Genomic DNA, 14,565 nt, shown 5'->3' with positions numbered 1-14,565 from the left:
TTGATAGCAGGGTACTGACTTGTACCGCATTGGGTGGAAAGTGTTCGCGAAGTTTGTTTTGCGCGAGCAATAGTAAATCCATCAAAGGTAATTCAAACCAAGCTTGGATTTGCTCGCGAGTTGGGCGGCTTTGGGGGGTCAGTGTGGTGCCAATCGGTTGCTCTGATTGTTGAATTGCTAATAAGTCTGCCATGACAGCTATAATCCTAATTAAAACAAAGCTAAAAATGATAAAAGGTGTCTCATCATACCAAAAAAAAACAACCACCTAAAGTGATTGTTTTTTATCATTTAATGACAATGGCTTACTTGTCTTGAGAGCTATCACCACGGGTAATGGAAATATTGGTGATAGGTGATTTATCATCAGTGACTGCGCTAGTTTTGACATTGTCGGCAATGACCTCATCAGACGCATGCTTTGCCTCAATTTCAGCAGATTTACGCAGCGCAGGCGTTAAGTTGTCATTATCGGCTGATTTGGCAAACACGTTGTCAGGACGGATACTATCATCATCTGCCGTACTATCTTGAGCATTAGTAGTATTTTTAGCCGCTTCATACTTCTCTTCGATGGCTTTATTATCGGATGCATCAGAATCACTCGTCGTTTCATCGGTCAGCTTTTGCTTAGCTTGTTCGACTTTATCTTTTGCCTCGCTGACTTTTTCTTTGGCTTCATCGTTTAGCGCATCTAGTTTGTCATCGGCTTGGGTTTTTAATTCCTCAACCTTTGATTTAGCATCATCTAGTTTTTCACCCGCCAAGCTTTTAACATCGGCTAATTTTTCAGCTGCTTGGTCTTTGACGTCTTCAAGCTTGGTTTTAGCATCCGCAAGTTTATCATCTTTGGCTGCTTTTGCTTCATCAAGCTTTTCAGTGGCAGTTTCTTTAGCGTCATCAATTTTATCAGCCGCTTGCGCTTTAACCTCATCCAACTTTTCTTTGGTTTCGCCAAGTTTTTCGTTAGCGGTGTCTTTAATATCCGCTAATTTTCCGCTCGCATCTTCTTTGAGTGCATCGATTTTTTCTTTGGCTTCGGTTTTTAGCTCATCAAATTTTTCCACCGCATCATCTTTAATTTCAGCCGCTTTCGCCTTAAGGGTGTCTAATTTGCTCGTAGCTTCAGAATCACTGTCAGCATTGACATCTTTGGTGTTGGCTTCATTAAAGTATTTGCTGCTACCAGATGCTTTACCCGCGCTCGCGCCCCCAATCATTGCTAGGGCTTTGCTGCAAAGTTCTTTAGCAAAAGGTGTGGCTTTTTCAATCAAGGGTTTTGCTTGTTCAACCACAGGTTTAAGTGGCTCAGGTACTTTTGGCACAATAAATTTTGCGATTTGGTTAAACCACATCAGCAGTGAATAATCACCGGACATTTTTAAGTCACCATTTTGGATGCCCGTCATAAATGCCGTCGCCTCACCTTTAGTGAGCAATTTCACACCCGTCATTGAGTCTTTAAAGGTAATCGTCAATGTTGGCTCTTTGGCTGGACCTGCATGTTGGCTAAAAGTACCGTTATTAATCTCATAATAGCGTGACGTTTGTTCCGCGTCGCTGCCGAGTTGAATGGTAAAATTACGGTTTTCTAATAAGCCTTTAAATTTGTCATCGCCCATTTTGGCAAGTTGGGTTAGACGCAAGCCAACGGCAAACAATAATACGTCAAGGGGATCTGATTTGATTTGGGTTAATTGAGATAACATACGTGTCCTCCAAAATTATAGATTTTATAGATATTGCAATACGCAAGGTCTTGAAATAAATGACGATGCTTAAGTCACTCATTTCAAAGAAATTATAATTCGCTATTAAAAAAGATTTAATAGCTTTGTTATACGATATATTATAAGGTCATCGATGCCAAGTTACAGTAATGTTTAACATATCAGTATCATTTTTTGTAATCAAAGCGTTTGATTTGTGTATTTAAGCAGCGTTAGACAGTGAATATTTTAGCTTCTATCAAGCTAAAGCGCATAAAAAACCCATCAACATGATGGGTTAAATAACTTGCTACTAATTAGCAATAAGGGGATAGGGTTGTTATTAGTGTTTTGAGTCAAACACGGAGGCATGACGAACAAAGTTTTGATGAAAATCGGTATCTTTTTCTAATACCACAGGACGATGACCGGCGCTCATTTGGACACTACTTTTTAACATGGCTTGGTTAGTAGCAGCTTGATTTGCGGCTTTGTTAAACTTGGGTTTTCCATTTAACGCTATCACAATGGGAATCATCGATAAGCCAATTGCCGCCACATACGCATCCGTGCCAGTCAATGATGACAGCGTGACGACTGCCCAATGCAGCCCTTCCACCGAAATCCAGTACACCATGCCCAACATAAAATAGCCCAATACAAAACGGTAAGGGGTAAACGCAATCGCTAGCATACCGACAGTCACTAGAACGATTAAAAACAACCAATTAGAAGTTAACGACGTAGCAGCTAATAATAGACTTGCCGAAATAAGCATGGTTGACCTCATGAAAAGTTATTAAAAACAATTACTTAAAATAAATTAAGTAAAAGCTTGTATAGGTTATTATGGCGGTAAAAGATGAAAATTAAAAGTCAAAACCCAACTAAAACGACAATGGATGACGTATCAAATTTGGCTGATTTATCTTAAAAAAAAGCGATTAAAATGGCTAAAACCGGCTAAAAAAAGGCAATAATCAATCGTCGAAATCACTTGTTCAAGGGTAACAGGAATTTTCGTAAATCTAGTAAAAAAGTGCTAAAATGCGGTAACTGATTTGTCGCGAAATGTATATTGTTTTAATGCTTTGTAGTTTTGCCAGCCAATTAATTTACTCAATAACCATTGCTATACCTGTAGCTGAAAAATTGGATAAGTTTGCTATTTTGGGCGTTTTAAGTAAAAATATCGTTCGGCAATTGTACCGCCTATTTTAAGTGCTATTTGCGACGCAAAAAAATTTAAATTTTTAATGTGACTAATTAAAAAAACTGACGCTTTATCAAAATTAACCGGACAACTATTTTGATAAACACGGTTTGCCTAATCACCGACTATATAGTGGTAATTCTCGTATGATGACGTTTCAACAATTGATTTTAACTTTGCAAAATTATTGGGCAGAAAAAGGCTGTGTGGTGTTACAGCCTTATGATATGGAAATGGGTGCAGGCACGTTTCATACCGCCACTTTCTTACGAGCATTAGGTCCAGAGCGTTGGCATGCTGCCTATGTGCAGCCATCACGCCGTCCCACAGATGGTCGCTATGGCGACAACCCAAATCGTTTACAACATTATTATCAGTTCCAAGTGGTACTCAAACCCAATCCACCTGATATTCAAGAATTGTACTTGGGGTCACTCAAAGCAATTGGCATCGATACCTTAACGCATGATGTCCGCTTTGTAGAAGACAACTGGGAATCACCAACGCTTGGCGCATGGGGACTTGGTTGGGAAGTTTGGCTCAATGGCATGGAAGTTACCCAGTTTACTTACTTCCAGCAAGTCGGTGGTATTGAGTGTTTCCCAGTGACAGGAGAAATCACGTACGGTCTTGAGCGACTTGCTATGTATATCCAAGGCGTGGACAGTGTGTATGACTTGGTATGGACGGATGGCGAATTTGGTCGTGTCACCTATGGCGATGTGTTCCACCAAAACGAAGTAGAGCAATCAACCTACAACTTTGAACATGCCGATGTGGCAAAAATGTTTGAATTATTTGATTTTTATGAAAGCCAAGCCGATAAATTGGTCGGTCTTAATTTGCCGCTGCCTGCGTATGAAATGGTACTCAAAGCGTCACATACCTTTAACTTGTTGGATGCGCGTGGGGCGATTTCAGTCACTGAGCGTCAGCGCTTTATCTTGCGTGTGCGTACATTGGCACGTAAGGTCGCACAAAGCTATGTAGAAACGCGCGCCAAATTGGGCTTCCCATTGGCAGATGACGCACATAAAGCGGATGCGTTAGAAAAATATCTACCAAAAGAAGCTATTTCAAAACAATAGATGAAAGAAGCGGATAAATCACAATAGTTTCACCACATCGACGAAAAAATTTTTTTGAACAGCAAAATTGAAAAAGGCAATAGATAGTTTCTATTGCCTTTTTTCTTGCCTTATTTTATTGATTATTTTGTTATCAACGCTAATAAAAAATATCAAATTATCAGAATATTCTAATCTCGCATATTTATATCAAAAATCGCCACAGGGCAACGACGCGCTATTCTACTACAATAGCCGCAGCAAGTAAGCCAGGTAACAAGGGGCGGTGAGTGGAACTTTATTTTAGCGGGTATTTTTGTCGGATTTTGCGTGGGTGTGACCGGCGTGGGCGGTGGGTCACTGATGACGCCGATTTTGATTTTACTGCTAAAAGTAGAGCCGCATATTGCTGTCGGCACCGATTTGCTATACGCCGCTATTTCCAAGTTTTTTGGTGGGGTGGTACATTTTAAAAAATCGAATGTCGTTTGGCCAATCGTGCTATGGCTAGCGATTGGTAGTATTCCAGCCTCCATTGTCACCAATTATCTCGTCGCTACTTACTTGGGTAATATCAACGCCATCAAACTAATCATGACCTTGATATTGGGCGTGATGTTGACCATTACTGGGATTTCGCTGATTTTTCGCAACCGTATCGAAGCGTTTTTTGACAAATACCGCAAAAATGACCAAACTGACAGTCTCACCTCCCAAATCCCTAAATATAAATTGGTGCTGATGGGCATATTGCTCGGGGTAGTAGTGACCTTATCATCGGTTGGGGCAGGGGCATTTGGCGTCATGGCGCTGGTGCTAATTTTTCCCCAATTACCCCTCATTCGTATCATCGGCTCGGATGTGGTACATGCGGTGCTGTTAACCTTGGTCGCAGGCCTCGGACATTTGCTGTCAGGCAGTGTGGATTTTCACATGCTGACCTTTTTGCTCATTGGCGCGATTCCTGCCATTATTGTAGGCACATTATTGAGCAGTAAATTACCTGAGAAAAAATTGCGCCCGATTTTAGGGGTGACGCTGTTGCTGTTAGGCATTAACTTTGTGGTCAATCCTGCCAAAGCCAAACCAAAAGCGGCAGCTAATACGCCAGTCGCCAAAACCGCTGTAACGACTTCGGCAAGCGCCAGCCAATAAGTTTAATTTTCGTTTTGCGCTGACGGTTTTCTTGATTTGCCCCGCTGATGGGGCATTTTTATGGCTTAAATTTCTGCTATAATCGCCTATATTTACCTTATTTGAATCAACAAGGCTTTAGCATGTCTACTATTTTATTTGAACTTGGCACCGAAGAATTGCCCCCAAAAAATCTAAAAACATTGCGTGATGCACTTAGCGACCATGTCACCCAATCACTAACAGATGCCAATATTCGCTTTGATACCATTAAAAGCTTTGCCGCCCCGCGTCGCCTTGCCTTGCAGATTCAAGGAATTAGTGAAAAACAGCCCGATAAAATCGAACAAAAACGCGGTCCTGCAGTCAAAGCTGCCTATGATAAGGACGGTAACCCAACCAAAGCGGCACAAGGATTTGCCCAAGGTTTGGGTATTGACGTCAAGGATTTGATTACCATCAAAGGTGATAAAGGCGATTATATCGGCTACGAAATGAATGTCATCGGTCAGCCAGTGGCTGAGTTACTGCCGAATATTTTTCAAAAAGCCTTAGATGAGTTACCGATTGCCAAACGCATGCGCAGTGGCGCAGAGCGTTCTGAGTTTGTTCGCCCTGTCAAATGGTTGGTGCTACTCAAAGACGACCAAGTACTGCCAGCGACGATTCAAGGATTAACGTCGGGTGAGACAGGGTCGCAGGGCGTTGAATTGGGTCGTTATAGTCTTGGACATCGTTTCCATCATCCTGATAAGGTTAGAATTGACACGGCGGACAGCTATGAGCAAAACCTTGCCGAGGCGCACGTTATCGCTGATTTTGACAAACGCCAACAACAGATTAAAACGCAAGTCCAACAGCTTGCCGATGAAGTAGGCGCGACTGCTATCGTACCACAAGATTTGCTTGATGAAGTTACTGCGCTGGTCGATTATCCAGTAGCGCTACGCGCAAGCTTTGAGCCACGATTTTTACAAGTGCCACAAGAGGCCTTGATTAGCACCATGCAGGCGGATCAAAAATATTTTTGTTTGACTGACAGCCAAGGTAAATTACAGCCTTATTTTATCTTTATCAGTAACATCGACAGTAAAGATAAAGCGCAAGTGATTGCCGGTAACGAAAAAGTGGTACGTCCACGCCTTGCTGATGCTGAGTTTTTCTTTTTACAAGACCAAAAACAGCCATTGTTTGCGCTGACTGAAAATCTCAAAACCCGCGTATTCCAAGATAAGTTAGGGACAATTTGGGAAAAATCTGAGCGTATTGCCAAGCTAGCTGCCTTTATTGCTACCCAAATTGGCGAAGACGTTGAGCAAACGGCACGGGCAGGCTTGCTGTCAAAAGCAGACCTTGCCAGTACCTTGGTGGGTGAATTTCCAGAATTACAAGGCGTGGCAGGGACTTACTATGCGCGTTTAAACCAAGAGCCAGAAGCGGTGGCGGCGGCAATCGAAGAGCAATATCTGCCAAAATTTAGCGGTGATAAATTACCGGCGACCAACATTGGAACGGCGCTGGCATTAGCAGACCGTTTGGATACGCTGGTCGGTATTTTTGGCATTGACCAAGCCCCGACCGGTTCAAAAGACCCGTTTAGTCTGCGCCGTGCGGCGATTGGGGTACTGCGTATTTTGATTGAGAAACAACTGCCACTAAATCTGGTAGTCTTGCTTGAGCAAGCTTTATTGGGTTATGTAGGCAAAATTGACGACTTACCAAAAACTTTTAAACAAGTGATGGAGTTTATTAATTCGCGCTACCGTGCCATGTATGAAGACCAAGGCGTGAGCGTGGATACAATTATGGCGGTACAGGCGTTACAACCGCAAGTGCCAATGGACTTTGACCATCGCATCAAAGCAGTTCAAGCCTTCCGTGATTTGCCACCCGCCAAACAACTTGCCGAAGCCAATAAACGTGTTGCCAATATTTTAGCCAAGGCTGAGGGTGAGATTGCAAGCCAAGTACAAACGGCTTATTTACAAGAACCTGCCGAAAAAGCATTGTATCAAGCGGTGCAAACTGCGGCGCAAAGTATTGAGCCCCACCAACACACTGACAACGCCAACTACACCCAGATTTTACAATCGCTAGCCACACTGCAGCAGCCATTGGATGACTTCTTTGAGCAGGTGATGGTGAATAGTGAAGATGCTAACCTCAAAGCCAATCGGTTGGCGTTGCTAAAAAAAGTGCGTGGGTTATTTTTAACGGTTGCAGATATCAGTGAGTTACAGCTATAAGCTAATTTAGACACGAGTTAACGCTTTAATCATATGGCTTCGATACTATTGCTTTAATACGCCTGCTTTAATATCATTGGGTAAACCCATACTGACAACGGTCATTATGGGTTTTTTTACAAGCCAAAGATACTTTTACGCTTGTTTTCACTAAATTGGCAGACGAGTTTACGCGTATTTGATACTATTTTAAGGGTGTTTTTGTCTGAATCGCTTTCTAGGGTTTATGATGGTATAAGCAGTATAACCAATATAACCAGATTCAAAGCTTTTGGTAGATTGTGTATTTAACGGTGGGGTTTTATCTATTATTTATTTTTTCTAATTTATCTTTTCTAATTTATCTTGGTCTAGGGTAATTACGTGAAAGTCAGCAATAACGATAGCTTGTTTCAATATATGGTGCGTACCAAAAGGTATCGGCTTCTTTTACAAAGCTTAGTGGTGCTGTGTTTGTTTGTGCTATCATTCGTGATTATCAATGTATACATTGCGCGTTTTTTAACCCAGTCTACCCAGCATATGGATATCATTGGCAACATCAGTGATTTGACGCTTGAGATAGCAACCAGTGCGCAGCATCTAACAGTAACGCCTCACAACGATAGTCAACAAATCATTCAGACCTTACAAAAACAGGCGGCTGAGTTAGACGGTTATATGGCACAGTTGTCCCGCTATCCAAAGCAAGAAACGGCGATGGATGAATTTGCCATTATTTGGCAAGACTATCGCCAAAGAATCGCGCAAGTCTCTGAGCAAGATGAAAAAGGCAAAGTTGAATTGGCTGAGTTTGCTTATCATAACCAAGCCAAAATTTGGTCGTTGATGAATATTGGCTATGACACTTATCTCAATGACACCTACCGTACCGCAGATTATTCGCGCTATTTGACCTATTGCAGTTTTTTTGCTTTGATAGCCTATATCATCTTTTTTATCCATTACACCATCAGACACATGTATCACGATGATGTGGCGATTGATAAAGCGCAGACCGATATGCGCGATATCATGAACACAGTCAAAAAAGGCTTGTTTCTCATCGATGATAAAATGGTCATTGGTGAGCATTATTCCAAAAAACTAGAGCAGTTATTGGGGCGCAAGCAGTTAGCTGGGCTGACATTACCCCAGCTGCTACAAAATATGGTCAGCGAAAAAGATATCAGAGCGACACAGCATTTTATCAATTACCTGTACCAATCCAACGTGGATGAAGAGTTGATTCAAGATATCAACCCACTTAAAACAGTCGAGTTGATTTTTTTAGATGAAACAGGCGTTACCAACAAGAAATACCTGCATTTTGAATTTTTACGGGTGGTGAAAAGCGCGAATAAAAAATCTATTCATTTATTTGTCAGCGTGGTAGATATTACCGAAACGGTGCTTTTAACAAAGCAAATCGATAAGGTAAAAGATGAATACCATAAATTTATCAGTCGTGCCGTCTATCTATTAAGTTTAGATACGCAAACAGTTGATGATTTTATTGCCACCAAAAGAGCCACTGTTGCGGTCATAACGGATACCTTATATGGGCAGGTATTGGACAAAGAGCAGTTAGTGACAAAAGCCAAGACCTTGCTAACAGTGACACAAACACTAGCAGATGATACCCAAGTTTTACGTCTCAAACAATATGATGATGTTGTCAATAGTTTGGTGTATGAGCTAAAACATTTAACTCGGCTATCTCATATTCAAACCAATGATTTTACGAGCTTTATCCTTAAGCTTGATTCCTATCAAGAGATGTTAAATTTAACTGAATATTTAATCAATGAACAAGCCGAGCAAGCCTGATTAATTATCTATAAAAAATTAAAAATTCCATTAGCTATAGTTTACAACGTACTGTTTTATATGTATGTTAAACGCGGGCGTTTAGACGCCAATTCACCACGAATCGATATTCCAAAAAACAGCATTAATGTTCCAATAATGCTCTATTGTGAATTTGCAAAACTTATTAGCAACTCGTTACAATGCAAAAGAGATTTTTTTGCTAATTAAACTAAATTCAAGGAATATGTATGAGCCCACCGCATCGCCTAGAAACGCTCGCCATTCATGCAGGGTATGAACCAGAACCGACCACCAAAGCTGTCGCTGTGCCTATCTACCACACCAGTTCGTATGCCTTTGATAACACCCAACACGGTGCTGACCTTTTTGATCTGAAAGTTGCCGGCAATATCTATACCCGTATCATGAACCCAACTAACGCGGTGCTTGAAGCCCGTATGGCAGCGTTAGAAGGCGGCATCGGCGCATTGACAGTGGCATCCGGGATGGCGGCGATTACTTATACCATCCAAACCCTATGTGAGGCAGGCGATAACATCGTCTCAGTATCAACTTTGTATGGCGGTACTTACAATTTATTTGCTCATGCGTTGCCACGTCAAGGTATCGAAGTGCGTTTCTTTGATTATACCCAACCAGAGACGTTGGTTGATTTGATTGATGAACGTACTAAATTGGTATTTGGCGAAAGTATTGGCAATCCATTGGGTAATGTGCTAGATATCGCAAAAATTAGCGAATTTGCTCATAGCAAAGGTGTACCTGTGGTGATTGATAACACCGTCGCCACGCCAACATTGTGCCGTCCATTTGAGCATGGTGCTGATATTGTGATTCATTCATTGACCAAATATGTGAGTGGTTCGGGCACGTCGGTGGGTGGTGTGATTATCGATAGTGGCAAATTTGATTGGGGCGCTCACAAAGAACGTTTCGCGATTTTAAATACCCCAGATGCCAGCTATCATGGTGTCAATTTTGTCGAAGCCATGGGTGCTGCGGCGTTTATTGCACGTGCACGCGTTGCGCCCTTACGTAATACCGGTGCGGCACTAAGCCCAATGAATGCTTGGCAAATTATGCTTGGGCTAGAGACGTTAGCCTTGCGTATGGAGCGACATTGCCAAAATGCCCAAGCCGTGGCAGAATTTTTAAACCATCATCCACAAGTGGCTTGGGTCAAGTACGCAGGATTAACCGACCATCCAGAGCATAAGCTTGCGCAAACATACTTTGGTGGTAAGCCATCAGCGATTCTAACCTTTGGGTTAAAAGGCGGCCGTGAAGCAGGGGCGAAATTCATTGATGCGCTACAATTAATTACCCGTCTGGTCAATATTGGTGATGCCAAGTCACTTGCTTGCCATCCCGCCACTACCACGCACCGCCAGTTAAATGCTGAAGAGTTGCAAAAAGCAGGTGTCAGCGAAGACATGATTCGTTTATCCATTGGTATTGAGCATATTGAGGACATCAAAGCTGACCTTGAGCAAGCGTTAGCCGCAGCCAATTAATCGCTTCATCTACAAATAATCGCTTCACATAAAAAAGCGAGCCTTCAACTCGCTTTTTTGAATTTAAAAAAAAAATTAGACAAAAAAATACCCCAAATTTATGGGGTATTTTTAATAAGTCTACAACCTAGCGGTTGTCGCTTATTATTTAGCTGCTGCTGCTTGAGCTGCTGCCACTTCTTCAGCGAAGTTTTCTTGTTTTTTCTCGATGCCTTCACCCACTTCTAAGCGTTTGAATGCTTTAACCGTCATACCTTCAGATTTTAATATATCGCCAACTTTTTTCTCGTTGTCGATAACGTAAGGTTGGTTCAACAAAGTCACTTCGTTCAAGTATTTTTGTAGACCACCGGTGATCATTTTTTCAATCACGGCGTCTGGTTTGCCAGATTCTTTCGCTTTCGCTTCGATGATGTCTTTTTCACGCGCTAGCGTATCAGCAGGTACATTCGCTTCATCAACCGCGATTGGGTTGAAGGCCGCAACTTGCATCGCTACGTGTTTTGCGGTGTCTGCATTACCGCCTTCAACAGAAACCACTACACCAATACGAATACCGTGACGGTAAGAGGCTAGGTTGTCACCTTCAATCACTTCTGCACGACGTACTTGGATGTTTTCACCGATTTTTTGTACGAGCTCAACACGGGCTTCTTCAACCGTTTGACCATCGCCATATGGCAATGCAGAGATAGCCGCTACATCAGTGGTATTATTGGCAAGCGCAAGTTCAGCTACTTTGTTTGCAAATGCGGTGAAGTTGGCATCTTTTGCCACGAAGTCAGTTTGACAGTTTACTTCAAGTAGTAAGGCTTTGTTACCTTCTTGGGCAATAATGATAGCGCCATCAGCAGCAATGTTACCTGCTTTTTTAGCAGCTTTTGCTTGACCTGATTTACGCAGGTTGTCGATTGCGGTTTCGATGTCGCCGTCTGCTTCTTGCAGGGCTTTTTTACATTCCATCATACCAAGACCTGTACGGTCACGTAATTCTTTTACCAGTTTTGCACTAATTTCTGCCATGAGATACCTCAATTGATTATCATTATAGATGAGAATTGGGTTGTTTATTGTCTAAACAGTTGGAGATTAAAGGACAAAAATTGGTGATTTTTGCCCTTTTAATATTACGCTACAAATTCGAATTTTTATAAACTAATTTTGTGTTTACCCATCAAAGTTAGTTTATAAAATTTTGATGACAGTATCATAACAACTTAAGCAATGCGCTGCTATGATACTGCGGTAACCCTTATTCTGCCGCAGCTTCTGCTGGTGCTTCAGTTACTTCTTCTTGATTTGCTGCTTTGCCGCCTTGAGTTTTCGCGTATTCTTTACCAGCGATAATTGCATCTGCAACCGCTGATACGTATAGCGTTACCGCACGAATCGCATCGTCATTGGCAGGAATGACATAATCTACGTCATCTGGGTTTGAGTTTGTATCAACGATACCAATGACAGGAATACCTAAGTTTTTTGCTTCTTTGATTGCAATCGCTTCATGGTCAACGTCAACCACAAAAATTGCATCAGGTAAACCGTTCATGTTTTTGATACCGCCTAACGCACGCTCAAGTTTTTCCATTTCACGAGTACGCTCTAACGCTTCACGTTTGGTTAACTTAGCAAACGTACCATCTTCAGCTTGTTTTTCGTATTCTTTCAAACGAGTAATTGACTGACGGATGGTTTTCCAGTTGGTTAACATACCACCTAACCAGCGATGGTCAACATACGGCATACCAGCGCGAGCCGCTTGTTCGCTAATAACGTTGCTTGCCGCACGTTTAGTACCAACAAATAGTACTTTGTTGCCACGTGCTGCTTCACGGTTAACGAAGTTTAGTGCTTCGTTCATCGCTTTAACTGTATGCTCAAGGTTGATGATGTGGATTTTGTTACGTGCACCAAAAATAAATTTGCCCATTTTTGGATTCCAAAAACGAGTTTGGTGACCAAAGTGTGCACCGGCTTCTAAAAGATCACGCATTGAAACTTGGGTAGGATTAGCTGACGCCATGAGATTTCCTTAAGTAAAGTTGGGTTATGCCTCCACATTACCGATTAAGCCGATTTGCAAACACGCATCAAAATCTACAGGACTTTAATTAATCAAATTTGCAAACACCCAGCTTAACTCTTATCAAGTTTGTTAGCTTGAAAATAGCAATGTGTGTGTCATGTTAGTAAATAAAAAAGCAATCTGCCATTTCAAGATAAAATGACAAACTGCTATTTTAACATATTTTTATGTGGTTAAGCTATATGTTTTAGCAAATGCAGATGGCAATTATTCAACCAATCCGATTAAGTCACCATAACCTTCTTGTTCCATCTCATTTAAAGGGATAAAACGTAGCGACGCGCCATTGATGCAATAACGCATGCCGCCAAGCTCAGGAAGACCATCATTAAATACATGACCTAAATGTGAATCACCCACACGGCTACGCACTTCAGTACGTCGCATACCGTGACTATCATCAAATAATTCATTGATTACTGCGGTATCAATCGGTTTACTAAAGGCGGGCCAACCACAACCTGAGTCATACTTGTCCGATGAGCTAAAAAGCGGCTCACCACTCACAATATCCACATAGATACCACGTTCAAATTGGTGATCATATTCATGACTAAAAGGACGTTCGGTGCCGTTTTGCTGTGTCACATAATATTGCTCATCATTCAGATTTGCCTTAATTTCAGCTTCAGACGGTCTTACATACTTCTGTGTATCGATATTAATTGAATTAGCCATAGACGTTCCTAACCCTTGTTGTCATTGTAGAACATCACAATAGTTACAACCCGTCCAAAATTCAAGTAACAACTGTTTAAACAAATAGTAGTTTTGTGAAAAAGGCGAAAAGGGCTATAATACGTCTTCTTAAATTTTTGCAAAATCAGATAATTATTGTATGAAAACACTATTAAATAACCCTGAAGCTGTTGAAAAAATGCGCGTCGCTGGTAAATTAGCCGCCGACGTTTTAGTGATGTTAGATGAATATGTCAAAGAAGGTGTAACGACAGGGGCATTAGACAAGCTTGCCCACGACTATATTGTCGATGTCCAAAAAGCCATTCCCGCCAATGTCGGCTATCATGGCTACCAGCATACGCTTTGTACTTCAATCAACCATGTGGTTTGTCACGGTATTCCCGATGACAGTCGTATCCTAAAAGATGGCGATATCGTCAATATTGATGTCACAGTGATAAAAGATGGCTATCATGGTGATACTTCAAAAATGTGGATTATCGGTGAAGGATCTATCATGGCGCAGCGTATCTGCAAAATTGCCCAAGACGCACTATATGCAGGGATGAAAGCCGTTCGCAATGGCGCCTATGTAGGCGATATTGGCGCAGCAATTCAAGCGGTGGCTGAACCCGAGCGTTTTAGCGTAGTAAGAGAATATTGCGGACATGGGATTAGTGACGTATACCATGATGAACCACAAATTCTGCACTATGGTAAAAAAAATACCGGTCTACAACTGAGCACAGGCATGACATTTACCATTGAACCAATGATTAACCAAGGTGTATGGCAAACCAAAACCTTGCCCGATAAATGGACGGTAATTACTAAAGACCGTAAATTGTCTGCCCAATGGGAACACACACTGATGGTCACTGAAAACGGCTGTGAAGTATTTACCCAGCGTCCAGAAGAAGATTTGAGTTTTTTAAACAGTTAAAATATGAATGAAATCATCGGTATAAAAGAAAGTTAGCCATTATTTTAAAATTATTTATATTTTCCTGTTGACACCCATTCTAATTCACGTATAATACGCCACCACTGAGCGACGAAGAGTTTACAAATAAGTAAAACAAGTTACGAAGCTTAGAAAGAAT

11 protein-coding genes and 1 pseudogene are annotated in these 14,565 nt (G+C 41.6%); 6 read left to right on the top strand and 6 right to left on the bottom strand.

What is annotated here, in order from left to right; genetic code table 11:
- The 3 genes and pseudogenes from RTS10_RS10960 to aciT form a co-directional block, all read right to left on the bottom strand.
- Positions 1-193: pseudogene (locus tag RTS10_RS10960) on the bottom strand (biotin synthase BioB); the annotation flags it as partial.
- Positions 194-305: 112 nt separating this feature from the next.
- Positions 306-1,709, bottom strand: coding sequence for a hypothetical protein (locus RTS10_RS10955; protein WP_065252165.1), 1,404 nt, complete (start codon positions 1,707-1,709; stop codon positions 306-308).
- A gap of 343 nt (positions 1,710-2,052) precedes the next feature.
- A complete protein-coding gene (aciT, locus tag RTS10_RS10950) occupies positions 2,053-2,487 on the bottom strand; it encodes an AciT family ciprofloxacin tolerance protein (RefSeq protein WP_312540329.1) in 435 nt (144 codons plus the stop codon).
- A 584-nt stretch (positions 2,488-3,071) separates the two neighbouring features.
- Between aciT and glyQ the strand changes: the two genes are divergently transcribed.
- From glyQ to RTS10_RS10925, 5 genes are all read left to right on the top strand, one after another.
- The gene (glyQ, locus tag RTS10_RS10945; RefSeq protein ID WP_062334805.1) at positions 3,072-4,010 is read left to right on the top strand and encodes a glycine--tRNA ligase subunit alpha; all 939 of its coding nucleotides are present in this window, start codon (positions 3,072-3,074) and stop codon (positions 4,008-4,010) included.
- A 279-nt stretch (positions 4,011-4,289) separates the two neighbouring features.
- A complete protein-coding gene (locus tag RTS10_RS10940; protein ID WP_312540330.1) occupies positions 4,290-5,144 on the top strand; it encodes a sulfite exporter TauE/SafE family protein in 855 nt (284 codons plus the stop codon).
- Positions 5,145-5,266: 122 nt separating this feature from the next.
- Positions 5,267-7,369: a glycine--tRNA ligase subunit beta gene (gene glyS, locus RTS10_RS10935; RefSeq protein ID WP_312540327.1), complete on the top strand. Its 2,103-nt coding sequence runs from the start codon at positions 5,267-5,269 to the stop codon at positions 7,367-7,369.
- A gap of 363 nt (positions 7,370-7,732) precedes the next feature.
- Positions 7,733-9,178 (top strand): hypothetical protein, encoded by a 1,446-nt coding sequence (locus tag RTS10_RS10930; RefSeq protein ID WP_312540324.1) that lies wholly within the window; start codon positions 7,733-7,735, stop codon positions 9,176-9,178.
- A gap of 230 nt (positions 9,179-9,408) precedes the next feature.
- Positions 9,409-10,695, top strand: a complete 1,287-nt coding sequence (locus RTS10_RS10925; RefSeq protein WP_312540321.1) for an O-acetylhomoserine aminocarboxypropyltransferase/cysteine synthase family protein — start codon at positions 9,409-9,411, stop codon at positions 10,693-10,695.
- 144 nt (positions 10,696-10,839) lie between these two features.
- On the opposite strand, the gene tsf is transcribed toward RTS10_RS10925, so the two are convergent.
- From tsf to msrB, 3 genes are all read right to left on the bottom strand, one after another.
- A complete protein-coding gene (gene tsf, locus RTS10_RS10920) occupies positions 10,840-11,718 on the bottom strand; it encodes a translation elongation factor Ts (RefSeq protein ID WP_007115804.1) in 879 nt (292 codons plus the stop codon).
- 229 nt (positions 11,719-11,947) lie between these two features.
- Complete coding sequence (gene rpsB / locus RTS10_RS10915) at positions 11,948-12,718, bottom strand: 30S ribosomal protein S2 (protein WP_007115803.1); 771 nt, start codon at positions 12,716-12,718, stop codon at positions 11,948-11,950.
- A gap of 270 nt (positions 12,719-12,988) precedes the next feature.
- The gene (gene msrB, locus RTS10_RS10910) at positions 12,989-13,459 is read right to left on the bottom strand and encodes a peptide-methionine (R)-S-oxide reductase MsrB (RefSeq protein ID WP_312522871.1); all 471 of its coding nucleotides are present in this window, start codon (positions 13,457-13,459) and stop codon (positions 12,989-12,991) included.
- A gap of 160 nt (positions 13,460-13,619) precedes the next feature.
- Between msrB and map the strand changes: the two genes are divergently transcribed.
- Positions 13,620-14,405, top strand: a complete 786-nt coding sequence (gene map / locus RTS10_RS10905; protein WP_312540319.1) for a type I methionyl aminopeptidase — start codon at positions 13,620-13,622, stop codon at positions 14,403-14,405.
- Positions 14,406-14,565 lie beyond the last annotated feature (160 nt).

The sequence above is a fragment of the Moraxella sp. CTOTU47616 genome (assembly GCF_032017465.1).
GTDB classification, from domain to species: domain Bacteria; phylum Pseudomonadota; class Gammaproteobacteria; order Pseudomonadales; family Moraxellaceae; genus Faucicola; species Faucicola tetraodonis.
This window is presented reverse-complemented; position numbering and strand designations above follow the sequence as displayed.

Bases quoted from the DNA above. Each gene is read 5' to 3' on its own strand.
- rpsB (WP_007115803.1), bottom strand. From the start codon at position 12,718: ATGGCGTCAGCTAATCCTACCCAAGTTTCAATGCGTGATCTTTTAGAA.
- map (WP_312540319.1), top strand. From the start codon at position 13,620: ATGAAAACACTATTAAATAACCCTGAAGCTGTTGAAAAAATGCGCGTC.
- glyS (WP_312540327.1), top strand. From the start codon at position 5,267: ATGTCTACTATTTTATTTGAACTTGGCACCGAAGAATTGCCCCCAAAA.
- RTS10_RS10925 (WP_312540321.1), top strand. From the start codon at position 9,409: ATGAGCCCACCGCATCGCCTAGAAACGCTCGCCATTCATGCAGGGTAT.
- tsf (WP_007115804.1), bottom strand. From the start codon at position 11,718: ATGGCAGAAATTAGTGCAAAACTGGTAAAAGAATTACGTGACCGTACA.
- RTS10_RS10955 (WP_065252165.1), bottom strand. From the start codon at position 1,709: ATGTTATCTCAATTAACCCAAATCAAATCAGATCCCCTTGACGTATTA.
- aciT (WP_312540329.1), bottom strand. From the start codon at position 2,487: ATGCTTATTTCGGCAAGTCTATTATTAGCTGCTACGTCGTTAACTTCT.
- glyQ (WP_062334805.1), top strand. From the start codon at position 3,072: ATGACGTTTCAACAATTGATTTTAACTTTGCAAAATTATTGGGCAGAA.
- msrB (WP_312522871.1), bottom strand. From the start codon at position 13,459: ATGGCTAATTCAATTAATATCGATACACAGAAGTATGTAAGACCGTCT.